Genomic DNA, 23698 nt, shown 5'->3' on the forward strand with positions numbered 1-23698 from the left:
TTCCCACGGGGGCCATCACGCCAGACCGCCTTACCGAACAGGATTCTCGATACAAATATCCGCTTCCCCGGCAGTCGCGGCCGCCACAGGGGTTTGAGCTACCACCGCGTTAGCTCTCCACCGCTAGCCGGCAAAACTGGGGTCAATTGGTATAGACCTCAATCGCTCTTTGATGCTGGCCCGTCGCGATCGTCGTCAACGCGATGGGCGGCATTCCTGGCCTCGCGCTGGCGTTGCGCACGCGCAATATTGGCTGCAATCTCCTTGGGATCCCGGGGATCAACTAAGCCGTCAAGATGGCGGCGCACCTCTTTGGCCGATAGTGCAGGACGGCTCGTATCACGCTTGAAAACCGGTTCGGGCATGTCCTCAATTACAAAGCCTGGCTCCTGATCTGGTGCCGCCGGGTTGGTAGGGTCCGGGGACAACATTTTCGGCGCTCTTTCGTACCCAAGCTTGCCTGCAGGCGGAACGGGCTCATTTTGCGGCACGACAACCGCACGGGCTACAGCCTTGCGTTTGTGGCCGACGCCGGCACGCGCGTAATGGGTGTGGGCGGTGCGCACCGACAAGTGCCCGCACAGGAGCGCGATTTCCGGGGGAGACAGTCCCGCCGCGGCCCAGGAGGCAATCGCCACGTGACGAAAGCTATAGAGCGAGAGGACACGAGTGCCGATACGTTCGCAGGCGCGCTCGAGCTGCCCGGCCAGGCATTTCTGCCATTTGGCGAATTCGCGCTTGCTCAGATCATGGTCGATCATGCGCAGGAGCAGGTCGACGCCAGCTCGGACGTCCTCGTGCATCTCGGATAGATTCAGCTTGCGGGTCGGCGTCTGGCCCGGGCGCTTCTTGGCATTGGGAAGGGTGAGCCATGCTCCGTCGAATGTTGCGCCCCGCAGTTCGATGGGCCGGAATCCGCTATGCCCCGCCACGAGGACAAAGAGCGCGGCAAGTATCGAATTCGATTTTCGTATTTGAGTCCATGGCGCTTGAGTTCGTAAAATAGCGCCCTTGCTTCGGCGTCTGCGGCATCGACCACCTTTTTGGCCGACGTGCGTCGCTTCTCTTTGGGGATTGTTGCCTTTCGCGCCGTAAGTGCGGCATCGACCTTTTCCCAGGCCGTCGGGAAGCTGGCGCCCCGCCCGGCGGCCTCCATTTCCTCGGCAAGAGCATAGCGGAGATCGGCGCGATAGCGGGGGATCGACCGGCGCGCGAGCGGTCCGCTCTGTCGCTGAACGGCGGCAAGGGCATCTTCGGGCAGGGCATCAGGAAAGAGCATCATGGCATCGGCAAGCCAGCGACGGCCGATGCGCAGATGATCTTCTATCGTATCGGGGGCAGCGGGCCCTGAGGGCGGCAAGTGGTGGCGCGGCATGTCGATCTGTCAATTGCATTACTCCACGAATGTATCATGCAAAGTCGCATTACTCCATGAATTTATGTTCCATCCAGCCAAGGGCTTTTGGCCTCTCGGATCACCGTTTGATCATCAGGTGATCAACACCTGATCGACAGATGGTCAACAAGCCAAAGGGCTCCAGAAGGAGTGAACGCTTGATGATCGACATTTGATCTACATCCGACCAACAACCTGCCACCATCTGATCAACAAGCTCCCGTCAGGTTCCGCGATTTTTCCAAACTGGTCACCCGGGTTAGCCAAGGGATGGTGCCTCGTCGAAGATGTCACCGAGCAGCGAGCGGCGCGTTGAGATCATGATCGCGCGCTCCCCGAAGCGGGCAATGACCGGTCGGCTGCGGCAGGGGTGGTCCCTGTCGCGGCGCGGAACGGAAGCCTGGGGATGGTTGATCCAATCGGCCCCCGCGATAGGAATCCGGGACAACATATGTCGCCGCGCGGCTGACGAGGGCAGCACGAGAACAACGAGGCCGCCAAAATAGACATTTGCCGCAATGGCGCGCGTCCAGATCGGTCGGGCCTCGGTCCTGTAGCGCTCCAAGGTGACCATCTGGTCGATCTCGATAAACCCGATAACCATCGACTGGTCGCGGACCGTCAAAAGGAGGCTGGCATCGCCGTTATCCGCTTTGCTGGCTTTGACAACAACCGCGCAGGTAAGGCCGAGAAATCTCGAAAGGGGATCGCGGGTATCCGCCAGAGCAAACCGGTCATCGCGGGGACGGTCAATGATTTGGGGAACGGAGCGGATGATTTCGTTTCGCCATGCGAGGCGGGGCGCTTCAACCACGGCTTTGAGCTGGACGGCAACGTTGGGGGGTGACGGCATCCACCTATGCCGCACCGATGGGACCGGAGTTGGCCTTGCTACACGCGCGGCCCTGAGCAGCGCCCGGTCATCGACGATCCTGGGTGGATTCCCGGCAAGCCCATTTCGCAGATAGTCATGGACAGCATCGGGGTCGCGGCGAAACCAGCGTGCTGTTGTACTGGCCGCGACGGCGCTTGAGCGAAAAAGAAGCGTTCTGAGTCCGTGCTCGGGGATGTCGCGAACCAGTTTGACGGCGTCCGCATAATTGCGCAATGCGCCCCGCGACAGTCCGAGCCGCGCCGCCAGATCGGCTTCGAATGCCAGCCTAGCATCATCCGGTTGGCGTGACCGCACTATGGCGGCCAGACGGCCCAGGACTGCCCATTTTCGAATACGTTCCATGCCGATTTAGCTGCACGAACTGCACGCTGTTGACAAGTCGGGGTGTCCATCACACAATGACGCTAATGAAATTTCATTATCACTCAAATTGATGATTGACTTGGACCATCATCGCCGTTTTATCGAGGCGCTTAAGTCGCGCTGGGATGCTGTGGGCGGACCCGTGTCGCTCACGAGCTTTCTCAATGAGTGCCGGTTGGTGATTGCGCCGCTTCTGGTGCGCCGGGTTCCCTGGTCATGGATCGCGCCGCGGGTGGTTGCCGTCTACCTGAACCCCAGCGCCAATGTGCCGGTCGATGTTGCGCCGCTCGGAGTGGCAGAGAAGAAGACGCTGATCCAGCTTTATTCGAGGACGACCCTGCGCAACCAGCGCCTTGGGCTTGACGCCGCACGTGCCATCGCGCCTGAACCGGCTCCTGCGGTTTCCATCGCGGCTCCGGTGCATGCGGAAACAAAGATTCACCCGCCCAAGCCGCCGCAGATGGGCGATCCCCCCGATGAGCGCCGCGCGCGACGGGCCCGCATTCGCCAGGGTGCCGATATCAGCAAACGACTTGGACAATTTGAGTGAGCATCATGAGTTATCCTTTTCCCACCCTTTCTATCCCTGCTGGCACCCGTATCGGCTTTTTTGTGACGGTAAGCCCCAAGAAATCCGCAAAGACAACGGTATCGCGTATTGCGGCAAACGAGTTTGCTGATGGCGGATTTGAGCTGGTCGTTCTCCAGCACGACATCCACCACCTGCTCGAGTGCTTTGCGCCGACGGTACGGATCGATCTCGCCAAGGCCTCGCAGATCATGCGCGGCAAGACGTCGATCGATCTCCACAATCACTCGCCGTTGAGCGACGCCCTTTTGTCGCTTCCCGACCACCCCCGCCGCGTTGTCTTGCTCGACGCCTCGGCTCAGGGCTCGGAGCGCATCGGCTCGATCCTGAACGCCGGCCGGTTCAACAAGTGGCTGGCCAACCGGGGAATTCACGCCATGTTTGCCGTTCCGATGCGCCCTATCCACGATTCCGCGCTCGGTGCCGTCACCATGATCGAGGAACTTCATGCGGTGATGCCCGATCATTTCGTCGTGCCGGTGCCGGTCTGCGATCCCGACGATCTCGCATTGTTGCCCAAGGACCATCCGTTCTTCGATGCAATCAAGTTGGCCCGCCATGGTGTTATCCATCTGCCGGCGCTTGGTGAGGAGATCGCTGCCGGCCTCGAACGTCTGGAACGCCCGCTCAGCGAGATTGCCGATCCCGACAGCGAGGAGACCCTCAAATATATCGTGGAAGCGTCCGGTCACGACCGCCTGGTCTCTGGCCTTATTTCCGAAGGGGCGCAGCAATTGGTTTCGGCTTTTGAAAGCGCCATTGCCCCTTTGGAATTGGCGCCGGGCGGGTAAGGCTCGGCGCACCGGCCCGACCGCCCATTTCCCGTCGCTGGGTACGCTGGGCGACTTCTCACATGGAAGCGGGCCACTACAGATGGATGAATGGCCTGGCATCCGCTGCCGGATATCTGTCCGAAACGGAACTTGACGACCTTTTCCGGGCAATGCGGCGCAGGCTTGAGCGCAGTGACGATGCCGCGCTCGCCTGGCTTGCTGAACAGCAGGGCGGGAAGAAGTTTGCAAGGCGCTATCCCAAGCTGTCTTCGGCCTCGATCAGACAGGTTAATACCCGGTGGCGAGGCGCCACCCGCCGCGCCATAATGCGTATCAATCGTTCGAGACCGCTGCGGTCAGGCCATGATGTCGAGCTTGAGCGACTTCTGCTCCGGCTATCGCCTTGGCGGTTGATCGCTATCCACGTCTGCTTCTGGCGCCATCGGGTGCTGGATACCTACTGGAGGCGGCGCGCCAGACGCTTGTCGAAGCGGATCTCCAGGTCAATCAGAGAGGATGCCAGGCGCTTCTGGCACTGGATTTCACAGGCAAGACAACGCTGAAACGGCGGTCGAACAGACAGCAGATTGATTCATGAACCCGCTGCTATTGCGACTCCCCCGATAAAAGGCGCTGCGCCGGTATTCGACCGGTCAGTCAGCGCGGTGAAGCCGAAGGTGGCGTAGAGGTCTGCGGCCTTTCCGTTAATTGCGTCGGCAAATATGGCATGTGCGCAGCCTCGGCCACGGTCCCGAGTCATCAGCTCAGGAACGTGACTTTCCCGTCCGCAAGGCAGGCCAGCCCGCCATCGGGCACCGCAAGCCGCAGCGCCTCGTGACGCGGCACTCCAAGATAAACTCCCATGAGCACGCGACCTGCGACCCCGTGCGATACGGCTATAGTGGAACCGGAAACCGACTTCAGCCAGGCTCCAAGCCGGGCGCTCGCACCCTCGAAGCTCTCGCCATCGGGAGCTCTGAAGAACCAGTCAAAGGCCTCTGCACCGTCCAGCGCACCTGGGTATTCAATGCTAATCTCGTATGCTGTCATCCCGTCCCAGGAGCCGAAGCTGACCTCAGCCAGCCGATCGTCGGTCTTGAGGCTCATCTGGGACATGTTCGCGAGCAGGCGTGATGCCGTAACCTGCGCTCGTTCCAGCGGGCTGACATGACACTGCAGGGGTTCGTCCCTGCCTTCGAGTGCGTTGAGCAGCACTTGCCCCATCCGGTCGACCTGCCCCAGCCCATATTCCGTAAGGGGGAATTCTGCAGGCCCTGCAGTCGCCCCAGTGTGTTCCAGACTGTCTGACCATGTCGCACGAGATAAATCACCTGACCCATGATCAAAATACCTGTTCCGCACCTTGCTCTTGGCCGCCGTGCCGGCAATTGACTATCTACAGCGAAAAATTGAGAAACATCTACATTTGAACGCCAGGTACAGAGGGGCAAAATGAGAGTGACTGGCGCTCGCCGTTATAGGGCGATAACGTTTGCTACGGATACACTCCGTCACTCCTCCATCCGGCATCATCACGCGCCGGTGGAAGGCAGGCTGCCAAACAGCGTGTTTAAGCCCTCGGCCATCGTCGGATCGGCGAGAATGGCATCACGCAGTGTAAGGCAGTTGTCCGAGCATGGCGGCCTGCACCACTGCCATCACTTCACCCGACCGTCCCGTCACCTGCTTGACATCGGCGGACAACAACACCTCGATGCCGTCCGCCTCCAGGATGGCCACCGCCTGTGAAACATCGGCGTCTTTGCGCGCAACAGCCGGACGCCATGATCGATGGCCGTTACGCGGCTGCCGAAGCGCCGATAGGCCTGGGCGAGTTCGAGGCCGACATACCCCCCGCCAATCACAATCAGATGGCCTGGCAGGCGATCCAGTCGAGTGCCTCGATATGGGTAGGCGGTTCAGCCTCGTCGAGACCCGGAATTGGCGGGATGTTGGGATGCGTGCCCAGATTGAGGAATAGTTTTTCGGCGGCAAGTCGCCACGTTCCGCCATCCAGACGGGCCAGTTGGCATCAAAGCAAGTCCTCAGGTTTCAGGCTTATGGGTACGGAAATGTTCGAGCTGGACAGATGCGGGGCTTTTGTCAGTTTTGTCGCTTCCGTCAATTCCGGCGCAGCCGGCCACCCGCCCAGAGCGCCCGTTAACCCTTGTTTACTATTTGTTCCGGGCGGGGTTGATTGGATCGGGGATCCAGTGGAGCCTAGCTGTGTCGATTCGCACTGCCGAATCGATGTCGGACCGGGGCCGCCGCAAGGCGACCGACCCGCTGTTGACGCAGCAGGCCGGCCTGACCAACGCAACCCTGCTAGAACAGGAGTGTACGATGGCTATGTCCATGTACCGGCGGCGCACCTGCGCCTGCAAGGCCCCGAACACAGTTTCGGGGGTAATCCCAACTCCGATCGGGTGACCACCGTCCAGGCCGCGGCCTGGATCTGCGTCGGCGCTCCGGGCGCGCGGCGGTCCTGACCGACCCGGCGGGGCGCTGTTCCTCGCCATGTACCCGGCGCCTCGCCCCTACCCCCATTGGTTTCCCGTCATGTCCGGCCCCGCCGGAGGAGTTTTTCATGTCCCATGCCCATGCGCCCCTGGCGCCATCGGATCTGCCTGCCCATCCCCTCGAGCATTTGCCGTTCGAGCCCGTCGTCGAACGGCTCACCGCCAAATGGCCCCAGCACCGTGCCACCCTCTTGTCGGCCTCTCCGGGCTTTGCCCTGATCGCCAGCGTCGATGGCAACTGGCTGCTCGCCCCCTGCGGCCCCGATGCGGATCCTGCCGTGATCGAAGGGCGTATCGAGCGCTATATGATCAACCGCTTCATCCTGATCACCGGTGCACCCGCGCTCACGATCGCTCAGGCGGCCGCGGCACGCCGCATCGCCCACCAGACGCTGAGTGGTCCTGCCGCCATGCCGATCCTGGGGCCCCGCCCTGCCGGCGCCGCGGTCGGACCGTCCGACTATGCCGCGCTCCGCATCATGGTGGGCATGGCACTGCGCCGCCTCCATAACGAGGGTATCCTGCCAACCAAGGCATCGCCCGAGCAACTGGAAGCCGGCGCACTCGCAGCCGCCGATACTGCGGCCGCCGCCGCCCTGGCCGCCTACAATCCAATCGCGGCATCCCCCCTCAGGCTCGAAGGCGACCTGCATATTCGCGTCGTGGAGGTGGTGAGCGGTTATGTCCTGCTCCCGGGCTCCTGCATCGACCTGGCGGCGGGCGGAGACGCCGAGCGCGCCGGCCGGTTGCTGGAAGACAGCCATTCCGGCCTACTGCTGGCCCAGGAGAACGGCATCTATTGGCTGCAGCAGCCGATCGGCTTCGTCTCGCTCGACGCCATCGCGGTCTATTGCCTGGGGAACCGCGCGGCGTCGGAGGCGCGCTGGCATTGGATGACCGAGGTGCCCTAGCAGGGCTTGCGCGGCGACGCCTTGTTCGTTCGCCTCACCAGCATGCCACTCGCCCTATGAACCTGCCGTGCTCGAACCACGGCATGTCACCGAGACCAATCAATACCCCTCCTCTTCAGGCAGTCCGATGACCGCTCCTTCCAACTCCACTCCATCCGCCCTGCGACGGCTCGGCATCGCCCTGCTCGAGGCAACCCTTGGACCCGACCGCCTGATTGATCTCGCCGGCCATAGCCACCGCGTGCTGATCATTCGCGTGCCCGACAAAGCCTGGCTCACACCGCTGCACGAGGCGGCCGAGCAGTTCCTGCCCGAGGTGCGCCCGCTCAGCATTATCAGGCGCGATCGGGACGATGCCGACCGCCTGGCCAGCCTCTATCTCGAAGCGGGTCCATCATCGCTCTGGCTCACCCATGATCCTGAGCTGCTGCCCCCGGTGATCCGGCTGGCCGCCGACGAGGTACTGTCCCTGGCGTCCATCACCACTGCCCTACTGGGCCAGGTCATCGCCGGGAGCACCGGCCGCGTCCCCCGCCGGCTGCGTCCCACCGATCATGCCGGACTGGGCCTGTTCGAGATTGCCGCCGCCATCCGGCCCGATACCACCGCCGCCCAATGCGTCACCCGCCTGCGTCACATGGCGCGCCGCCAGGCCGAGGCCGGCATCCATCATCCCGATCCGGACCTGCTGGCCCTGCCCATTGTCGGGGTGGCGGCCAGGGATTGGGCAAGCGGGGTCGTCAGCGCCTTTGCCGCCATCCGGGCGGGAACGGCGAACGCCTCCCTGCTGCGCCATACCGTACTGCACGGCATGCCCGGCACCGGCAAGTCGCTGCTGGCCCGCGCAGCAGCCGCCAAGGCCGGCGTGCCGATACTCGAGGCCAGCATTCCCGGCTTCTTCAGCGGCAGCGACGGCCATCTCAACACCGTCCTCTCCGGCGTGAACGGCTTTATCGACCGTCTGATCGCCAGCGCACCGGCCATCGGGGTTCTCGATGAGGTCGATGCCATCAGCGCCCGCTCCGCCCAGCGAGAGTACCAGGCCTATTGGACCAATCTCGTGGACGGGCTGCTCCTCGCCATCGATCGCCTCAATGCCTCCGGCGCAGCCGTGCTGCTGGTCGCAACCACCAACCTGCTGTCCCATGTGGACCAGGCCATCGTCCGGCCCGGTCGCCTCGGGCACCATATCCTGATCGAGCCCCCCACCCGCGCCGACGACATCGGGGCCCTGTTGCGTCATCATCTGGAACGGCAGGCGCCGGCCCTGAAACTCTCCGATGCCGCCCTGGCGCCACTGGTCCGCGCGCTGATCGGCCGCACACCCGCTCGCATCGCCGATATCGTCAGCGCCGCCTGCAGCGCCGCCACCCTCACCCGGCATTCACCTGACCTTGCCGATCTGTGGAAAGCCATGCCGCAGGGTCCCGATACCCGCGACGGCGACGGCGCCGCGCTGGCCGTGACAGCCCGCCACGAGGCCGCCCATGCCGTACTGGCGCTGCACCTGGGCCGCCACCTCATCAGCATGAGCCTAATTCGGGACGGCGATCGGATCGGCCACACCCTCATCGCTGCCCTTGACCGGCCCGCCACTTTGGCCGACCTCGAAGCCGAGGTGACCATCCTGCTGGGCGGACGCGCGATGGATCGGCTGGCCGGTCCCGGTCTCTGCGCCGGCGCCGCCGACGACCTGGAGCGGGCGCTCACCCTCATCGGCCTTGGCTATACAAGATGGGGTCTGCACGCCCTGCCCCTCAGCATGCCCGGCGAGACCATCGCCCAGCGCTGCGCCCGCGATCCCACCCTGACCGCCGCCATCGATGCCGACCTGGCCCGCCTGCAGCAGCGGGCCACCGACCTGGTCTCCACCCTTGCCGAGCCCATTGCCGCCCTTGCCGCAACCTTGCTGGCCGAGCGCCATCTGGATGCCGACCGCATCCACGTCATCCTCGAACCTTTTGACGTCACAGACCCAACGGAGCCACAGCCATGACCCCCTTGCCCGAGTTCGACCTTCACTATCCCGACGGCCTCGCTTTGCTCGATCTCGGTGCGCTCATCGACCCCGATGCCATCCCCCGGACCCAACACCACCTCCCCCTTGTCGAAAAGCTGTCCCGGGCCATCGCCGACATCGAGCGCCTCAAGCAGGGCTGGCGGCCAACGCCCCAGGACCTCGCCCAGGCGCCGCTTCTCTCATCCTGGTCCTTCGCCGGTAGCCTCACGCCTGGCGGCACCTATCTGTCCGGCATCGTCACCGGACATCCGACAATCCAAAGCGGCGCCTTCTGCACGACATCCGTCCTCGTCGCCATCGAGGCCAGATCATGGACATGGGCGAGAACCGCATCACGCTTCTATCGCATCGAGCCGGGCGGGCCAGCCGCCCGGAGACGATGAAACCGGCCGCACCTGGAGCAACCTGCTCGATTAGGAGCGCTTGGGCGTAGGCGCATACCAACAGGAAAACACGCGCCTTCCCCGTTAATGCGAGGACAGTGAAAAGCCCTTTGAGCTGAACGAGAAGAACCGGTTCAGCAGGCCCGATAGCGGCGGCCAGGTCATGATATTGACGGATGTGTCGCGGATGGCGGCATGGAAGGGGGTGGCCGGCACGAACCACTTGGCCATGCGCCGCCCCGCCCGTTGGTTTTCCAGCGCCAGCGGCCGCAATCCCTGCTCGAACCGCGCCAAAGCCGCCTCGATATCAACAGCGCCATCGAGCACCTGCCCCAGCGCGCGGCCACCGGCCAGCGCCAGTGACGCGCCCTGCCCGGCCATCAGCGACACCGCATAGGCCGCATCGCCGACCAGAACCGTGCGCTGGCTCTGCCAATGTGCCATCTCCACCTGCGCCACCACGTCGTAATAGATATCCTCGGGGCCTGGCGCCGCTGCCAGGGTTTCCGGCAACACCCAGCCGAGATCGCCAAAGGCGGCCTTGAGCCGCGGCAGCGGATCGTTCAGGCGCGCGGCCATCGTCGCGGATAACGAAAAAGGCCATGATACGGCCCGGATCGACCTCATAGAGGCCCACCATCCGGTCCTTGATCGCCATCATCTTGAAATCGCCCGCCAGCATGTCGGCCACTGCAGGGCTGTCGAAGAAATAGGCGGCGGTGTGGAAGCCCAGATAGCGCAGGAAGCGCTCTTCCGGCCCGAAGACCAGGTGACGCACCGCCGAATGAATGCCATCGGCGCCAACCAGTAGGTCGGCCTCGAGACTGCCGCCATCGGCCAGGACAACCCCGACACCCTTGTCGCTGTTGTTGAGGGACGTGATCTCGCTGGCATATCGAACCACGGCACTATCGGGCAGCGCATCGTGCAAAATCTGCTCGATATCGCCGCGCAAGATGGGGAACAGCTTGCCGCCGGCCGCCGCGCCGATTTGCTCGTAATCCATCTGCGAGCCAATGCGACCCGTGCCGTTGACGAAATCGACCTTGTCGACGCCGCGTGCATGCGCCTTGAGGGCGGCGATGCCCCCCAGATCGTCGGCCGCCTCATAGCCGGGACCGAAGAAATCCAGCATATAGCCGCCGGCCCGCAGGCTGGCGGCCTTTTCGAGCAGGGTCACAGCCCACCCGGCGCGGCCAAGGGCGATGGCGGTGGACAGGCCGGCAATGCCGGCGCCGGAAATAATGGCTTTCATGATGTTTCGCTTTCTTCCGGGGCGATGGAATCGACAAAAGCGGCCCAAGCAGCCACTTGGCTGTCGCGCCGCTTCGGAAAGAGTTGCCGATGCAGGGCAAGACCATCGCCGGTGATGAGGATGAGCGCGGCAAGCCTGCTCCGCTCGTGCGGGGTGAAACGCTCCGGCGCCAGCAATTCGAGGGCTTCGGCAAAAAGCGCTTCTGCTGCCCCGACCATGCCCGCCAGGCGCTGGCGCAGGTCGGGATCGCTCTGCGCCCGGGCGGCAAAGGCGAAATAGGCGCCGGCCAGCGCCGGATCGTCATCCATCTGCGCCACCGTCTCGGCGCCCAGCGCCAAAAGCCAATCGCGCAGCTCGGTGCCGGGCTGCGGCCGCATATTGTCCATGCCCAGCAGAAAGACTTCGAAAGCCGCCAGCACCACGGCATTGAGTGTTTCGAAATGGTGGAACACATTGGCCTTGCTGACCCCGGCCTCCCGCGCCAGGCTGGCCGCCGTCAGCCCGGCCGCCCCCTCGCGCGCCAGGAGCCGCATGGCCGCCGCAATGATCTCGTCGCGCTTTCCAGCTTTGGGCATCGATACCTTCTCCACGACGATACTATACTGACCAACCGATCGGTCAGCAATCCTTGATGGTGATTTTTGTGGGTGTGGATGCTTAGCCCATACCGACAGACCCCATCCGAACGTCACGGCGAGTGGGCAGGACGGGCGGGCAACGGCATGTCCGCGCCTTGCCTTCTCCCCTCGTGGGAGAAGGTGCCCGAAGGGCGGATGAGGGGGCGCGGAGTGATCAGCAGGCATCAAAGCACGGGATAGCGCAGCCCCCTCACCCGGAAATCCGCTGAACGCGGATTTCCACCCTCTCCCACAAGGGGAGAGGGTTGCCCCCACCACCATCCGTTGTGAGGCCCCGCTTCAGCCTGTAGGTTACAGCGACACCCTGGAGATCGGAAGCATGGCGCTCAAGCGGATGGACAATATGGGGATCGTCGTCGACGACCTCGACGAGACGATCGATTTCTTTCTCGAACTCGGCCTCGAGCTGGAAGGTCGAGCCACGGTTGAAGGGGAATGGGCCGGACGCGTCACGGGCCTCGGCGACCAGCATGTCGAGATCGCCATGATGCGCACGCCGGATGGCCACAGCCGGCTCGAACTCTCGCGCTTCATCAGGCCCGCCGTTGTCGCCGATCACCGCACGGCCCCGGTCAACGCCCTGGGCTATCTCCGCGTCATGTTCACCGTGGACGATATCGACGCGACGCTTGAAAGGCTCCGCAAGCGCGGCGCCGAGCTCGCCGGCGACGTCGTCGATTATCAAGGCGTCTATCGTCTCTGCTACATCCGCGGGCCTGGCGGCCTGCTGATCGGCCTCGCCCAGGAAATGGGCGGCTAAGGCCGTTTGGCCACCAGGTCGATCTCGACCAGCGCACCCACGGCCAGTGCCGTGACGCCCACCGTGGTCCGCGCCGGCAGCTTTCCCGGCTCGAAGAAACTCGGCCACAGCGCATTGAGCGCGGCATAATCGCGCTCGAACTGCGTCAGATAGATGCGGGCCATGGTGACATGCTCCAGCCCCAGCCCGATGCCATTGAGCACGATCCTGAGATTGTCGACCACCCGCCGCGTCTGTGCCGCGATGCCATCGGGCAGGGGCGCCTCGGGCGCCGCCGGATCGGTCGGCATCTGCCCGGTAATGAAGACCCAGCCATCGACCTCGACGGCATGGGAAAACGGGGCGACCGCGCGCGGGCCGCCCGAGATCATATGATAAACCATGTCACTCATAAGACACTCCGGCGTGATAGTGCTTGAGCGTCGCCTTCTTGGCGGCGATAAGTCAATCTTCGGTGGGCGTTGCGCACCGCGCAATGACACGGGTGCACATGTTCGACATCTTCCACACCGTCTCCACCTATCTCGAGAGCTTTCTCGACGCCATTTCCGGCAACTTCTGGCTGACCTTCTGGTTCATCTTCGCCGTGGCCATTGGTGAGGCGGTGTTCATCCTCGGCCTGTTCGTACCCTCGACCCCGGTCCTGCTGATGGCTGGCGGCATCATCGCCGAAGGCCGCCTGCCCTTCTGGGAAGTCTATTTCGCCGCGGTCATCGGCGCCATTATCGGCGACGCCATCTCCTATACGATCGGCCATTTCCTCAAGGATTCCATCAAGGAGGTGTGGCCCTTCAAGAACCACAAGCCGCTGATCGCGCGGGGTGAGGTGTTCTTCGAACGCCATGGCGGCAAGGCAGTATTCATCGGCCGCTTCATTCCCGGCGTGAAAGCCGTGATCCCCGGCGTCGCCGGCATCATGGGCATGCGCTATGGCCATTTCACCATCATCAACGTCACCTCGGCCTTCGTCTGGGCCGCCGCTCATATCCTGCCCGGCATGCTGCTGACCGCCTGGCTCAAGTCGATCGGCCTGTCGCTGGAACTGGTGATCGTGGTCGGCACGCTGATCCTGGCGGGCCTGTTCATCCTGGTGCATTACCACCGCCGCATCCTGCTGTTCTGCGCGCCCTGGCTGGGTGGGCTGGGCCGCTCGATCCAGGCGCGCTGGGGCGCCCAGGAATCGACCCACTAGGACGCAAGCGAAATGCCTTGCGGCGGGCTGCAATGGGCGTAGGTTCACGCCCATGAAACCCCGCCGCATTGTCCTCTTCGGAGCCATGCTGGCCGCCCTTGCCGGGCCGGTCTCGACAAGTTTTTGGGTCGTGCCAGCCCAGGCCCAGAGCCAGGCGCAGCAGCTCGACGAACTATTTGCCATGCTCAAATCGCCCCCCGATCCCGCCACAGCCCAGCGCATCACCGGCGAAATCTGGACTCTGTGGACCCAACCCGATGATCCGGCTTTGGCCGAGCGCATGTCCTTGGTGCTGCTGCGCCTCGGCATGTCCGACCTGAGCGGCGCAGTTGGCCTGCTTGACGCACTGGTGACCGACTACCCTGACTATGCCGAAGGCTGGAACCAGCGGGCCACCGTGCATTTCCTGCTCGGCAATTACGACCAGTCGCTGGCCGACATCGAAAAGACGCTGCAGTTGGAACCGCGCCATTTCGGCGCGCTTGCGGGCCGGGCGCTCATCTATCTCCAGCGCGACCGGCGCGACCTGGCCCTCAAGGCGATCACCGATGCACTGGACATCCACCCCTTCCTCGGCGAGCGCGCCCTCTTCCCCGAGCTGGACGCCATACCTATCTGACCTTGCAGAGGCCCGCCGTAGTCGTCACACTGGCGGGACAAAGCATCTGGAACCACCATGACCGACACCGAACTCACCGTGCTGCGCGAAGACGGCGCCACGCGCGGCCGCTACGTCATCCATCTCGCCCCCGGCTATGAGGCGGAAATGACTTTCCGCAAGGCAGCCGATGGCACGATCACCGTCGACCATACCGGCGTACCACCGGAATATGAGAGGCGCGGCATTGCTGCCAAGCTGGTCAACAAGGCCATAGCCGACGCCCGCGAGCAGGGCTTCAAGATCGTGCCCGTCTGCTCCTATGTCGTCGCCCAGTTCCGCCGCCACCCCGAATGGGCCGACCTGCGCGCCGCTCAATAGCCGTAGCGCACCTCGTCCTGCGTTTCGGCCTTGATGGCGTCGAGCTTGTCCCATGGAATGGTGATGGTCGGCGCGCCATAGGCATAGGCCGATACTTCATAGGGCTGGAACTGGATGATCAGTCCATGGTCGTTGGACAGATCCCAGCGGCTGGGCTCGACCACGATTTCGGCAATATCGCCTGCCGTCTCCACCTGTAGCCATTCCGCATGCTCGGCCTGCAGCTCGGCCCAGGCGGCATCGACCAGCGTGCTGGCCCAGTCGTCGCCGGCAAAGATGTCCGAGGCGATGAGGCCGCGATCCTGCTCGGTCAGGTAATGCAGGTAGCTGATGCTCCAGTTGCCATGCGCCGCGCCGTGACCATACCAGTAGGTGCTCACATCCATGGTGATGCGATTGTTGCCACCCAGCTCCTTGACCTTGATGATGACGCTCGTATCCGAGGACGCGTCAACTTCATCGATATCGCCACCGCCGGCGAGCGACAGAATATCGGACTTGTTGCCCCCCATTTCGGCGACGAAGCGGTTGAACGCCTCCGCCAGCGGATCGTCGCTGTCGAGCTGTGGCATGACCGCCTCGTGGCTCGCCACCTTCCAGTAGGAATCGGGATTGTCCGCCTCGTTCGGGTCGGGCAGCACCGCATAGGCCGACTGCAGGAAGAAGCGGTGCCCGGAAATCATCCGGCTCTGCTCCAGCGCGCGGCTGCGCGTATTGAATTTTTCGACAAGGCACGAGGCCCCATTGTCATCGTACCGGCCGCTCGTCAGCACTTCCGCGTCATCGGTGCAGGCGCGCTGGGCATAGTCGAGCCAGTTGCGCTGGTCGGCCCGCATCAGCCCCACCGCCTGCTTGGTCAGCCCGCCCGTCGCCGTGGCGAAGCTCTTGGCCAGCAGGTCATCAGCCGCCGACAGGTCGGGCATGTCGCAAATGGCATGCTCGAACGGCGTCGCGGCCTTGCTGCAATCGAAGCTGGCGGCGCTGGCCGGAATGGCGGCAATAGCCAGCAACATCGCTGGCAGCACAAGGCGGAAAGAGGACATGGCACAACCTCGACTGGGAACTGACCCCGACGCTGGCAGGCGCCGGAGGCAGCGTCAACCCGTCGGTTGCGCGGCGCGGGATGGCTTGGCAGCATCGGGCGGATCGAAGATCATGACGCGATTGCGCCCCTCACCTTTGGCCATGTAGAGCGCCGCATCGGCCATTTCGGTGACGGTCTCGATACTGTCGCCTGGCTCGACCAGGCTGGCGCCGACGCTGACGGTCACCGCGGCCGAACGGCCATCGGGCAGTGCCACCGGCCGATCGCTGATAGCGGCCATGACCCCGAAAGCATTGGCCCGCAACAACTGCGGCGCGCTGTCATGCAGCAACACGATGAATTCGTCGCCGCCCCAGCGGGCGCAGACATGCCCCTCGCCGACGCAGGCGACAATGCGACGGGAGATTTCCGTGATCACCGCATCGCCCGCGGCATGACCGAACGTATCGTTGATGGTCTTGAAGCGGTCGATATCGATCAGCAGCAGGCCATGCCGCCGCCCCGTCGCGGCCTCAAAGGCGGTGACGAAGCCGCGCCGGTTGGCGATGCCGGTCTGCGCATCGCGCGAGGCCAGGGTTTCGAGCGCCTCGGTGCGCGCCCGCACCCGTGCTTCGAGCAGCCGCGTATTGTCGCTCACCGCCACGGCCATTTCGGTAAAGGCCGTCGACAGCCGCCCCACCTCGTCCTGCCGGTCATCGGCCATTGCCAGCGCCGGGCCATATTCGCCCCGCCGCGCGCTATGAACCACCTCTTCGAGCCGCTTTAGCCGGTACAGCACGGCCCGCTTGAACACCAGCACCATGATGGCCGCCACCAGCCCCATCACACCAGCCAGCAGCAGCCCGATGGGCAGGAAGAGCCTTTTGTCGATGATGGCGTCGATATCCATCAGCGTGACATTGAACCAGCCGAGCTTGTCGAGATAGCCGATGCCGACCAGCGTCTGCTTGCCGCCTATGCTCATGAAGCGCGACAGGGCCACCGCCTCGCCGCCGGCCACCTGATCCATCAATTCGCGTAAGGCCCCTTCGTCTTCCGGCTTGTCCAGCAGCGAGAACACCGTGCGCTTGGCGCTCATTTCCGCGGTGAGGCTGCGCAGGTCCACCATGTCCTGGTCACGATGCGCCTGCACCGCGCCCTGCCGGTCGACGAACATCGAAGTCACCCCGACTTGGGGAATGTTGACCACTTCCTGGATGAAGCTGGTGAGATCGATCCCGGTGCCCAATATGCCCAGCACCCGCCGGCCCTCGCGGATGACGCAGTTCATCCACACCTTGGTGACGCGCAGATTGGTGTCGTTATCAACATTGAGGTGGCAGCCCTCGCCCAGCGCCACGGTGGAATAATACCAGGCATCGCGCGGATTGTCGGCGCTGACCGTGTAACGAAACTGGTCGCCGGCATAGGAATTGGCGGCGTCGTTGAAATAGTAATTGCCCGAGGCGCCGATGGTGAAGAAATAGCTGTGATCGGCGAAGGACTGGCGGAAATGCTCGAGTTCGGCAATGCCGCGGCGCTTGAGATCGGGATTGGCTTCGTCATTGGCCCAGTCGCGGATCGATTGCGACCCGGCCAGCGTCTCGGCCAGCGACACCTCGCGCATCAGCGCTTCGAGGCCCCGATAGCGATCGTAGAGAATCTGCTTTTCGGCAAACAATGTGCCGAGCTGCACGACGGTGGAGGCCACGATCCAGTTGAACGCCATATAGGCCGGCGCCGCCACCGCGGCAAAGCCGAGCAGCACCAGGATCAGCACGCGAATGCGCAGGCTGCTGGCAATGGTGTCTCGAAGCCCGCTGATTTGGCGCCTCGCTTGCATCAGGATCAGTCCCTTGGGAGACTGTTCCACACTGTTAGCCCGCACCCCTCTAGAGTTCGTTAAGAAAGTGCTGCCACTGCCCGGATGAACCCGGGGCCGGGTCTATACGTTGGTCGAAAGAGGAGATCGGCATGACCAAGCTCGAAACCAAGATTCGCGCCCTGTTCGACGCCTATGCCAAACGCAGCGACGACGCCCTGCAGGACCCGCCCCTGGAGGACGTCAACGGCATCGTCAACGCCTTCGCCCCCTTCTTCGTCGAATCGAGCCCAAGGGGCGTCATCGGCGGGGCCAACGACAACAGCTTCCGCGAAATGATCCCCAAGGGCTTCGCCCGCTACCGCGCGGTGGGCGGCAAGCATATGACGATCAAGGGGCTGAAGATCATCGAGCTCGACCATTGCCACGCGGTCGCCGATATCGACTGGGATTTCGCCTATACCAACAAGGCCGGCCAGAGCGGCCACGTGACCTTCACCAATTTCTACTTCGTCACCATAGCCGACGGCACGCCCAGGATTTTCGGCTATGTCACCCCCGACGAGCAGCAGGCGATGCAGGATCACGGGCTCGTTTAGGCGCGGATTACCGCCAGCCCGCTGAGGAAAGCCTGCGTCTCGCGCAGTTCCTCTTGCCGCAATTCATGCCCGCCCGGATGCCAGAACAGTTTCGTTTCGGCCCCCTGCCCGGCAAAATAGTCGCTCAACCCCTGCGTCATCGCCGCCGGGGCCATCGGGTCGCGCTGGCCCGCCGTGATCAGCACGCGCTTGCCGGCAAAATCCACCTTGGGCGGGCTGAACGGGATCAGCGGATGCATCAGCACGCTGGCATCGAACAGGCCGGGCGCCGCGAACTGCACGGCCGCCAGGATATTGGCGCCATTGGAATAGCCCAGCCCCACCACCTGCGCCGCATTGCCCTCGGCCTTGCGCGCCTCGACAAAGGCCACCATCTGCGCGACGCGCAAAGCCAGATCGTCCATGTCATAGACGCCCTCGCCGGTGCGCCGGAAATAGCGCAACGCCCCGCCCTCGCTGACATCGCCGCGCGGTGCGACCACCCGGGCGCCGGGCAGCAATTGTCCCGCCAGGTCGAAAAACTGGTTCTCGTCGCCCCCGGTGCCGTGGAACACCAGGAACAGCGGCGCCTGCGTCGTGGCGCCCTTGCCTTCGCGATAGTGATAGTCGGCCATGGCCGGAACTCCTCAAATGCCGTTGGCTTCCATATCGGCCGCCGGCCCGATCGGCGCAACCGCCGGACCCGCCACGCACTGTTGCCGTATGCGAAACAATAAGCCCCGGCAGCCGATTGCTGGCCGGCCGCTTTCATTGCACAATGGGTCCATGTTTCTTTCGATTTTCGACGTCTTCAAGATCGGCATCGGGCCATCCAGCTCCCACACAATGGGGCCGATGACCGCCGCAAGGCGTTTCCTTGACGAGCTCAAGGACGGGTCCTGGCCCCACGCCGCCAATGCCCGCCCCGCCGCGCTGACCGCCAGCCTGCACGGTTCGCTCGCCTTTACCGGCATCGGCCATGGCAGCGGCCGCGCCGTCATCCTCGGCCTCTGCGGCGAAGACCCAAAGACCGTCGATCCCGACGCCATGGACGCCATCATATCAGGCGTCGAAACCCGCGGCATGGTACATCCATCAGGGCACCAGCCCTACCGTTTCCGCCCGGCGGTCGACCTGGTCTTCGACAAGCGCAACGCCCTGCCCGGCCACCCCAACGGCTTGCAATTCGCCGCCTACGACACCGATGGGCAATTGCTGCTGCGTCGGGCCTATTATTCCATCGGCGGGGGCTTCGTGGTCAGCGCCGAGGAGCTCGAAGCGCTCAAGGACGCCTCGCCACATCAGGCCGACGTGCCCTATCCCTTTGCCGACGCGAAAAGCATGCTTGATATGGCCGCCTCATCGGGGCTGTCCATCGCCGGCATGAAGCGCGCCAATGAGCAAGCCACGCGCAGCCGCCTGGCACTGGATCGCGGCATCGATGAAATCTGGACCGTGATGGATGCCTGCATCGTCAGAGGCATCAGCCAGGAGGGCATCATGCCCGGCGGCCTCAACGTCAAGCGCCGCGCTCGAGCCATCTTCCACCAGCTCGACGCGCAATGGCAGCGGAACGAGCTCAGCCCGCTCATGGCCAATGACTGGCTGAGCCTCTACGCCATGGCCGTCAACGAGGAGAATGCCGCCGGCGGCCGCGTCGTCACCGCCCCGACCAATGGCGCCGCCGGGGTCATCCCGGCAGTCATGAAATATTTCCTCAAATTCAACGCCGCCGCCGGGCGCGAGGCGATCCGCGACTACCTGCTGACCGCGGCCGCCGTGGGCGGCATCATCAAGCACAATGCCTCCATTTCCGGCGCCGAAGTGGGCTGCCAGGGCGAAGTCGGCTCCGCCTCGGCCATGGCCGCAGCCGGCCTCTGCGCCATCATGGGCGGCACCCCCGCCCAGGTGGAAAACGCCGCCGAAATCGCCCTCGAACACCATCTCGGCATGACCTGCGACCCCGTCGGCGGCCTGGTCCAGATCCCCTGCATCGAACGCAACGCCTTCGGCGCCGTAAAAGCCGTCACCGCCGCCTCCCTGGCTCTGAAGGGCAACGGCACCCACGCCGTGCCGCTGGATGCGTGCATCGAAACCATGCGGCAGACGGGACTGGACATGAGCGAGCGGTATAAGGAAACGAGCCTGGCAGGGCTGGCGGTGAATGTGGTGGCGTGTTGAGGAACGGGCAGCGTCCACTGTATGAGCTGAGATGGCCACAAATTCGTTGCTTTGCGACGATACCTGCCCCACGATCCAACTTGATTGTCTGCAGGACTCGACCTACAGGGACCTTGCCGACCTGGCGCCTCGGCAAGGCCTGATTACCGGCAGCATATTGCGACAAGCCATTGAGAACGCTCGATGCCAAATAACAGAACTGTGCTGAATGGCGATTTTCTCGAGATCGTTCTTATCCTCGCCAAAAGCTGGAAGCTGATTGTTTTTGGCCCGCTGCTCTGCATGGCTGCAACCGCTGCGCTTATCTACGCCCAACCACGGCCAGTCCCAACCGCATCTGCAAAGGTGATGGCCGAACCGCAGGCGATTGCCCATCTTGCCGAACCAGCCGGAATCCGGAACCTGCTCACGACAGACGCTAATGTCGAGCCGGACGCGGCGGACATCGCTGACGCGGCCGCGCTCAGGATTATCCCCGAGCCGGAGCAGATCTATAGACTTGAACTGCAGAATGCCGACCCCGAGCGGGCGGTCGGCTTACTCAGCGCGTTGGTGGATGGATTGGTTCGCGAAGCCGCCATGGCGCCGGATGACAATCGCAGCAAGCGCGACATCATTCTGGAAAAACTGGAAATCGCCCTGGCGACGGTCGACAGGAGTGGTGCTGAAAATGACCCTGTTATCCGGGCTCTCGTAGATGCGTTCAGTTACATCCTGACAGAGCCTTCCACCACCAAGGCGGAGACTTCCGTTCCGATCGGCGCAGCAGTGGTTACCGAGGCGCCCCAAGTCCCCAGGCCTCCCGGCACAAGATCCCATATCCTGATCACGCTTTTTGTCGGATGTGCCAGCGCCGCAGCATTCATCACGCTGGCTCTTTTCTGGTCCTGGATGGCGACAATCGCCACAAGGCCGGAGAATACGGAAAAACTGCGCGCCATTCGTGCCGCCCTGCCCGGATTTCGGGGACCGCGCGGAAGTTAGACGCCCATCAAGCATCGAAGACTGATATGGCTTCGCCCAACCTGGCGGACAATTTCTCCAGCAAGCCTCGAAGGACTGAATCTTGAATCCAAGCGACGCCAAAATTGCCTTGATCGGCCTCGGCTATGTTGGCCTGCCGCTCGCTGTCGAGTTCGGCAAGGTGGGACCCGTAATCGGGTTCGATATCAACGAAAAGCGGATTCAATCGCTTCGCGCCGGTATGGACAGTACTCTTGAGGTTTCGTCCGAGGAGATTGCTGCGGCCGCCAATCTGACCTTCTCCAGTCGGCTCGAGGATATCGAAGACTGCAACGTCTATATCGTTTCGGTGCCGACCCCGGTGGATGAATTCAAGCGCCCGGACCTGTCCTTGCTGAAGCGGGCCAGCGAAACGGTCGGGCGCGTTCTGGGAAAAGGCGATGTGGTCATTTTCGAGTCGACGGTCTATCCCGGAGCGACCGAGGAGGATTGTGTACCGGTTCTGGCGGCGGTATCCGGCCTTGAATTCAACAAGGACTTTTTCGTCGGCTATAGCCCGGAGCGCATCAACCCTGGCGACAAGCAGCACAGGCTGACCACGATCAGGAAGGTGACATCGGGCTCCACGCCGGAAATCGCGGACTTCGTGGATGCCCTCTACGCCCGGATCATTACCGCGGGCACCTACAAGGCCCCCTCCATCCGGGTGGCCGAGGCTGCAAAAGTCATCGAGAATATCCAGCGCGACGTCAACATTGCGCTTATGAACGAGCTTTCGTTCATTTTCGATCGAATGAACATCGACACCATGGACGTCTTGAATGCGGCCGGGACGAAGTGGAACTTCCTGCCCTTCCGGCCGGGACTGGTAGGCGGACACTGCATCGGCGTCGACCCCTACTACCTTACGCACAAGGCGCAGCAATACGGATACCATCCCGAGGTGATCCTGGCCGGCCGCCGCATCAACGACAGCATTGGCGATCATGTTGCCGAGCGCGTGGTCAAGCTGATGCTGAACAAGGGCGGCCAGGTCCTGAATGCCAAGGTTCTAGTGCTCGGCTTCTCATTCAAGGAAAACTGCCCCGACGTCCGGAATACCAAGGTCGCGGACATGGTGAAATCCCTGAGCGCCTTCAACATGAAGGTCGACATCTACGATCCATGGGTGGATGTGGACGAAGCCTTCCATGAATATGGCATCAGGTGCCTCGCCGATCGTCCTGCCAGCCAGGATTATGATGCGATCGTCATTGCCGTTGGCCATGAACAGTTTCTCGCCTGGGGGGAGGCCGGAATCCGGTCCCTGGGGCGTGACGGGGCGGTCATCTTCGACGTGAAGGCCATCCTGCCGCGCGACGCCTCCGACGGGCGCTTGTGACATGAGCACCGCCCAGAAAACCCTGGTCACCGGCAATGCGGGCTTCATCGGCTTCCATTTGGCAAAACGCCTGCTGGAGCGCGGTGACGATGTCGTCGGCATCGATGTCGTCAATGATTACTATGATCCGGGCATCAAGCGCAGGCGCCTGCAGATGCTGGAGGACACAGCCAGGCAGACCGGTGCCAGCTATACCTTCATTGAAGCGAACCTGGCCGAGGCCGATACCGTCAGGTCATGTTTTCAGCAGCATCGCTTTGCCAGGGTGGTGCATCTGGCTGCCCAGGCGGGTGTTCGCTATAGCCTCGTCAATCCGCAGGCCTATATCGACAGCAATATTACCGCCTTTACCAATGTCCTTGAGGCGTGCCGACACAACGCGGTGCCTCATTTCACCTATGCCAGCACGAGCAGCGTCTATGGGGCCAATACCAATATGCCCTTCTCGGAGCATAGGGGCGTGGATCATCCCCTGCAATTTTACGCGGCCACCAAGCGGGCCAACGAACTGATGGCCCATAGCTACAGCCATCTGTTCAACCTGCCGACGACCGGGCTGCGTTTCTTCACCGTATACGGACCATGGGGCCGGCCGGACATGGCGCTTTTCCTGTTTGCCAGGAACATCATCGAGGGAAAGCCGATCGACGTATTCAACTACGGCAACCACACGCGCGATTTCACCTATGTCGACGATATTGTCGAGGGCATCATCCGCGCCAGCGATCAGATCGCAGCACCCGATCCGGATTGGAACGCGGCCGACCCCGACCCGGCAACGAGCTATGCGCCGTTCCGCATATTCAACATCGGCAACAGCGATCCCACGCCATTGTCGGAGTATATCTCGGCGCTCGAGCGTTCACTGGGCCTAAAGGCGGTGCGCAACCTGCTCCCGCTTCAGCCCGGCGACGTCCCCGACACCTATTCGGACACCAGCAGCCTTCAGAATGCCGTCGACTACAAGCCCGCCACATCGGTGGAGGTGGGCGTCGCCCGTTTCGTGAGCTGGTTCCGCGAGTTCTACAGCGTATGAAATCCTTGCGACAAATACTCGATCTGCTTGGCCCTGAACG

At 63.1% G+C, this 23698-nt stretch carries 26 protein-coding genes and 1 pseudogene; 14 read left to right on the top strand and 13 right to left on the bottom strand.

Annotation, left to right across the window (positions count from 1 at the left end):
• Nucleotides 1–158: 158 nt before the first annotated feature.
• From NVV79_RS11910 to NVV79_RS11920, 3 genes are all read right to left on the bottom strand, one after another.
• Nucleotides 159–803 (bottom strand): hypothetical protein, encoded by a 645-nt coding sequence (locus NVV79_RS11910; protein WP_303989582.1) that lies wholly within the window; start codon nt 801–803, stop codon nt 159–161.
• A gap of 11 nt (nt 804–814) precedes the next feature.
• The gene (locus NVV79_RS11915; RefSeq protein ID WP_303989585.1) at nt 815–1375 is read right to left on the bottom strand and encodes a hypothetical protein; all 561 of its coding nucleotides are present in this window, start codon (nt 1373–1375) and stop codon (nt 815–817) included.
• A 280-nt stretch (nt 1376–1655) separates the two neighbouring features.
• Nucleotides 1656–2633, bottom strand: coding sequence for a hypothetical protein (locus tag NVV79_RS11920; protein WP_146290418.1), 978 nt, complete (start codon nt 2631–2633; stop codon nt 1656–1658).
• 100 nt (nt 2634–2733) lie between these two features.
• Here NVV79_RS11920 and NVV79_RS11925 point away from each other — a divergent pair, with 100 nt between their 5' ends.
• Together NVV79_RS11925 and NVV79_RS11930 are read left to right on the top strand one after the other, a co-directional pair.
• A complete protein-coding gene (locus NVV79_RS11925; RefSeq protein ID WP_303989590.1) occupies nt 2734–3204 on the top strand; it encodes a hypothetical protein in 471 nt (156 codons plus the stop codon).
• Nucleotides 3201–4034 carry a hypothetical protein gene (locus NVV79_RS11930; RefSeq protein WP_303989592.1) on the top strand — a complete coding sequence of 278 codons (834 nt, stop codon included), beginning with the start codon at nt 3201–3203 and terminating at the stop codon, nt 4032–4034. The genes NVV79_RS11925 and NVV79_RS11930 overlap by 4 nt, the downstream gene beginning before the upstream one ends.
• Nucleotides 4035–4775: 741 nt before the next feature.
• Here NVV79_RS11930 and NVV79_RS11935 read toward each other — a convergent pair.
• The 3 genes and pseudogenes from NVV79_RS11935 to NVV79_RS11945 all read right to left on the bottom strand — a co-directional run bounded on the left by NVV79_RS11935 (nt 4776) and on the right by NVV79_RS11945 (nt 5881).
• Nucleotides 4776–5356, bottom strand: a pseudogene (locus NVV79_RS11935) (histidine phosphatase family protein).
• 268 nt (nt 5357–5624) lie between these two features.
• Complete coding sequence (locus tag NVV79_RS11940; RefSeq protein ID WP_303990418.1) at nt 5625–5756, bottom strand: hypothetical protein; 132 nt, start codon at nt 5754–5756, stop codon at nt 5625–5627.
• Entirely contained in the window at nt 5696–5881 is a 186-nt protein-coding gene (locus tag NVV79_RS11945; RefSeq protein ID WP_303989597.1) for an NAD-binding protein, read from the bottom strand. The genes NVV79_RS11940 and NVV79_RS11945 overlap by 61 nt, the downstream gene beginning before the upstream one ends.
• 722 nt (nt 5882–6603) lie before the next feature.
• On the opposite strand from NVV79_RS11945, the gene NVV79_RS11950 reads away from it, so the two are divergent.
• From NVV79_RS11950 to NVV79_RS11960, 3 genes are all read left to right on the top strand, one after another.
• Complete coding sequence (locus tag NVV79_RS11950; RefSeq protein ID WP_303989600.1) at nt 6604–7446, top strand: hypothetical protein; 843 nt, start codon at nt 6604–6606, stop codon at nt 7444–7446.
• A gap of 127 nt (nt 7447–7573) precedes the next feature.
• Complete coding sequence (locus NVV79_RS11955; protein ID WP_303989603.1) at nt 7574–9442, top strand: AAA family ATPase; 1869 nt, start codon at nt 7574–7576, stop codon at nt 9440–9442.
• Nucleotides 9439–9849 carry a DUF6634 family protein gene (locus NVV79_RS11960; protein WP_146290423.1) on the top strand — a complete coding sequence of 137 codons (411 nt, stop codon included), beginning with the start codon at nt 9439–9441 and terminating at the stop codon, nt 9847–9849. Before NVV79_RS11955 ends, NVV79_RS11960 begins: the two co-directional genes overlap by 4 nt.
• Nucleotides 9850–9933: 84 nt before the next feature.
• Here the strand turns inward: NVV79_RS11960 and NVV79_RS11965 are convergent, their stop codons facing one another.
• The 3 genes from NVV79_RS11965 to NVV79_RS11975 are packed head-to-tail and all read right to left on the bottom strand — an operon-like array spanning nt 9934 to nt 11679.
• Entirely contained in the window at nt 9934–10230 is a 297-nt protein-coding gene (locus tag NVV79_RS11965) for an NAD(P)/FAD-dependent oxidoreductase (protein WP_303989608.1), read from the bottom strand.
• Nucleotides 10157–11104 carry an FAD-dependent monooxygenase gene (locus NVV79_RS11970; protein ID WP_303989610.1) on the bottom strand — a complete coding sequence of 316 codons (948 nt, stop codon included), beginning with the start codon at nt 11102–11104 and terminating at the stop codon, nt 10157–10159. The genes NVV79_RS11965 and NVV79_RS11970 overlap by 74 nt, the downstream gene beginning before the upstream one ends.
• Nucleotides 11101–11679, bottom strand: coding sequence for a TetR/AcrR family transcriptional regulator (locus NVV79_RS11975; protein WP_303989614.1), 579 nt, complete (start codon nt 11677–11679; stop codon nt 11101–11103). The genes NVV79_RS11970 and NVV79_RS11975 overlap by 4 nt, the downstream gene beginning before the upstream one ends.
• 382 nt (nt 11680–12061) lie before the next feature.
• Between NVV79_RS11975 and NVV79_RS11980 the strand changes: the two genes are divergently transcribed.
• Nucleotides 12062–12502, top strand: coding sequence for a VOC family protein (locus tag NVV79_RS11980; RefSeq protein ID WP_303989617.1), 441 nt, complete (start codon nt 12062–12064; stop codon nt 12500–12502).
• Here NVV79_RS11980 and NVV79_RS11985 read toward each other — a convergent pair.
• A complete protein-coding gene (locus NVV79_RS11985; RefSeq protein ID WP_303990402.1) occupies nt 12499–12885 on the bottom strand; it encodes a RidA family protein in 387 nt (128 codons plus the stop codon). The two genes, NVV79_RS11980 and NVV79_RS11985, sit on opposite strands and share 4 nt — an antisense overlap.
• Before the next feature lie 92 nt (nt 12886–12977).
• Here NVV79_RS11985 and NVV79_RS11990 point away from each other — a divergent pair, with 92 nt between their 5' ends.
• Genes NVV79_RS11990 through NVV79_RS12000 form a run of 3 tightly spaced genes read left to right on the top strand, consistent with a single transcriptional unit; the run spans nt 12978 to nt 14673 of the window.
• Nucleotides 12978–13694: a DedA family protein gene (locus NVV79_RS11990; protein ID WP_146290427.1), complete on the top strand. Its 717-nt coding sequence runs from the start codon at nt 12978–12980 to the stop codon at nt 13692–13694.
• Nucleotides 13695–13746: 52 nt separating this feature from the next.
• On the top strand, nt 13747–14313 hold the full coding sequence (locus NVV79_RS11995) for a tetratricopeptide repeat protein (protein ID WP_303989623.1): 567 nt from the start codon (nt 13747–13749) through the stop codon (nt 14311–14313).
• Between the two features lie 57 nt (nt 14314–14370).
• Nucleotides 14371–14673, top strand: coding sequence for a GNAT family N-acetyltransferase (locus NVV79_RS12000; RefSeq protein WP_303989627.1), 303 nt, complete (start codon nt 14371–14373; stop codon nt 14671–14673).
• Here the strand turns inward: NVV79_RS12000 and NVV79_RS12005 are convergent.
• Complete coding sequence (locus NVV79_RS12005) at nt 14667–15716, bottom strand: DUF3298 domain-containing protein (protein WP_303989629.1); 1050 nt, start codon at nt 15714–15716, stop codon at nt 14667–14669. The two genes, NVV79_RS12000 and NVV79_RS12005, sit on opposite strands and share 7 nt — an antisense overlap.
• A gap of 54 nt (nt 15717–15770) precedes the next feature.
• Nucleotides 15771–17540, bottom strand: coding sequence for a diguanylate cyclase (locus NVV79_RS12010; protein ID WP_303989631.1), 1770 nt, complete (start codon nt 17538–17540; stop codon nt 15771–15773).
• 131 nt (nt 17541–17671) lie between these two features.
• On the opposite strand from NVV79_RS12010, the gene NVV79_RS12015 reads away from it, so the two are divergent.
• Nucleotides 17672–18118, top strand: a complete 447-nt coding sequence (locus NVV79_RS12015; protein WP_303989633.1) for a hypothetical protein — start codon at nt 17672–17674, stop codon at nt 18116–18118.
• On the opposite strand, the gene NVV79_RS12020 is transcribed toward NVV79_RS12015, so the two are convergent.
• Nucleotides 18115–18732, bottom strand: coding sequence for an alpha/beta hydrolase (locus NVV79_RS12020; protein ID WP_303989636.1), 618 nt, complete (start codon nt 18730–18732; stop codon nt 18115–18117). The two genes, NVV79_RS12015 and NVV79_RS12020, sit on opposite strands and share 4 nt — an antisense overlap.
• 151 nt (nt 18733–18883) lie before the next feature.
• Between NVV79_RS12020 and NVV79_RS12025 the strand changes: the two genes are divergently transcribed.
• The 4 genes from NVV79_RS12025 to NVV79_RS12040 all read left to right on the top strand — a co-directional run bounded on the left by NVV79_RS12025 (nt 18884) and on the right by NVV79_RS12040 (nt 23658).
• Nucleotides 18884–20278 carry an L-serine ammonia-lyase gene (locus NVV79_RS12025; RefSeq protein WP_303989638.1) on the top strand — a complete coding sequence of 465 codons (1395 nt, stop codon included), beginning with the start codon at nt 18884–18886 and terminating at the stop codon, nt 20276–20278.
• 183 nt (nt 20279–20461) lie between these two features.
• On the top strand, nt 20462–21262 hold the full coding sequence (locus NVV79_RS12030) for a hypothetical protein (RefSeq protein ID WP_303989640.1): 801 nt from the start codon (nt 20462–20464) through the stop codon (nt 21260–21262).
• Nucleotides 21263–21344: 82 nt separating this feature from the next.
• Nucleotides 21345–22622: a Vi polysaccharide biosynthesis UDP-N-acetylglucosamine C-6 dehydrogenase TviB gene (tviB, locus tag NVV79_RS12035; RefSeq protein WP_303989643.1), complete on the top strand. Its 1278-nt coding sequence runs from the start codon at nt 21345–21347 to the stop codon at nt 22620–22622.
• A 1-nt stretch (nt 22623) separates the two neighbouring features.
• A complete protein-coding gene (locus tag NVV79_RS12040; protein WP_303989645.1) occupies nt 22624–23658 on the top strand; it encodes an NAD-dependent epimerase in 1035 nt (344 codons plus the stop codon).
• Nucleotides 23659–23698: the final 40 nt, after the last annotated feature.

This window comes from Devosia ginsengisoli, from assembly GCF_024707105.1.
Classification (GTDB): Bacteria; Pseudomonadota; Alphaproteobacteria; order Rhizobiales; family Devosiaceae; genus Devosia; species Devosia ginsengisoli_A.

Excerpts from the sequence above, each read along its gene's own strand:
- NVV79_RS12040 (WP_303989645.1), top strand. The coding sequence starts at position 22,624 with ATGAGCACCGCCCAGAAAACCCTGGTCACCGGCAATGCGGGCTTCATC.
- NVV79_RS11965 (WP_303989608.1), bottom strand. The coding sequence starts at position 10,230 with ATGGCCGGGCAGGGCGCGTCACTGGCGCTGGCCGGTGGCCGCGCGCTG.
- NVV79_RS11975 (WP_303989614.1), bottom strand. The coding sequence starts at position 11,679 with ATGCCCAAAGCTGGAAAGCGCGACGAGATCATTGCGGCGGCCATGCGG.
- NVV79_RS11960 (WP_146290423.1), top strand. The coding sequence starts at position 9,439 with ATGACCCCCTTGCCCGAGTTCGACCTTCACTATCCCGACGGCCTCGCT.
- NVV79_RS11920 (WP_146290418.1), bottom strand. The coding sequence starts at position 2,633 with ATGGAACGTATTCGAAAATGGGCAGTCCTGGGCCGTCTGGCCGCCATA.
- NVV79_RS11985 (WP_303990402.1), bottom strand. The coding sequence starts at position 12,885 with ATGGTTTATCATATGATCTCGGGCGGCCCGCGCGCGGTCGCCCCGTTT.
- NVV79_RS11995 (WP_303989623.1), top strand. The coding sequence starts at position 13,747 with ATGAAACCCCGCCGCATTGTCCTCTTCGGAGCCATGCTGGCCGCCCTT.
- NVV79_RS12025 (WP_303989638.1), top strand. The coding sequence starts at position 18,884 with ATGTTTCTTTCGATTTTCGACGTCTTCAAGATCGGCATCGGGCCATCC.
- NVV79_RS11970 (WP_303989610.1), bottom strand. The coding sequence starts at position 11,104 with ATGAAAGCCATTATTTCCGGCGCCGGCATTGCCGGCCTGTCCACCGCC.
- NVV79_RS11950 (WP_303989600.1), top strand. The coding sequence starts at position 6,604 with ATGTCCCATGCCCATGCGCCCCTGGCGCCATCGGATCTGCCTGCCCAT.
- NVV79_RS11990 (WP_146290427.1), top strand. The coding sequence starts at position 12,978 with ATGACACGGGTGCACATGTTCGACATCTTCCACACCGTCTCCACCTAT.
- NVV79_RS11910 (WP_303989582.1), bottom strand. The coding sequence starts at position 803 with ATGCACGAGGACGTCCGAGCTGGCGTCGACCTGCTCCTGCGCATGATC.
- NVV79_RS12000 (WP_303989627.1), top strand. The coding sequence starts at position 14,371 with ATGACCGACACCGAACTCACCGTGCTGCGCGAAGACGGCGCCACGCGC.
- NVV79_RS12015 (WP_303989633.1), top strand. The coding sequence starts at position 17,672 with ATGACCAAGCTCGAAACCAAGATTCGCGCCCTGTTCGACGCCTATGCC.
- NVV79_RS12020 (WP_303989636.1), bottom strand. The coding sequence starts at position 18,732 with ATGGCCGACTATCACTATCGCGAAGGCAAGGGCGCCACGACGCAGGCG.
- NVV79_RS12005 (WP_303989629.1), bottom strand. The coding sequence starts at position 15,716 with ATGTCCTCTTTCCGCCTTGTGCTGCCAGCGATGTTGCTGGCTATTGCC.
- NVV79_RS12030 (WP_303989640.1), top strand. The coding sequence starts at position 20,462 with ATGCCAAATAACAGAACTGTGCTGAATGGCGATTTTCTCGAGATCGTT.
- NVV79_RS11980 (WP_303989617.1), top strand. The coding sequence starts at position 12,062 with ATGGCGCTCAAGCGGATGGACAATATGGGGATCGTCGTCGACGACCTC.
- NVV79_RS12010 (WP_303989631.1), bottom strand. The coding sequence starts at position 17,540 with ATGCAAGCGAGGCGCCAAATCAGCGGGCTTCGAGACACCATTGCCAGC.
- NVV79_RS11955 (WP_303989603.1), top strand. The coding sequence starts at position 7,574 with ATGACCGCTCCTTCCAACTCCACTCCATCCGCCCTGCGACGGCTCGGC.
- NVV79_RS11915 (WP_303989585.1), bottom strand. The coding sequence starts at position 1,375 with ATGCCGCGCCACCACTTGCCGCCCTCAGGGCCCGCTGCCCCCGATACG.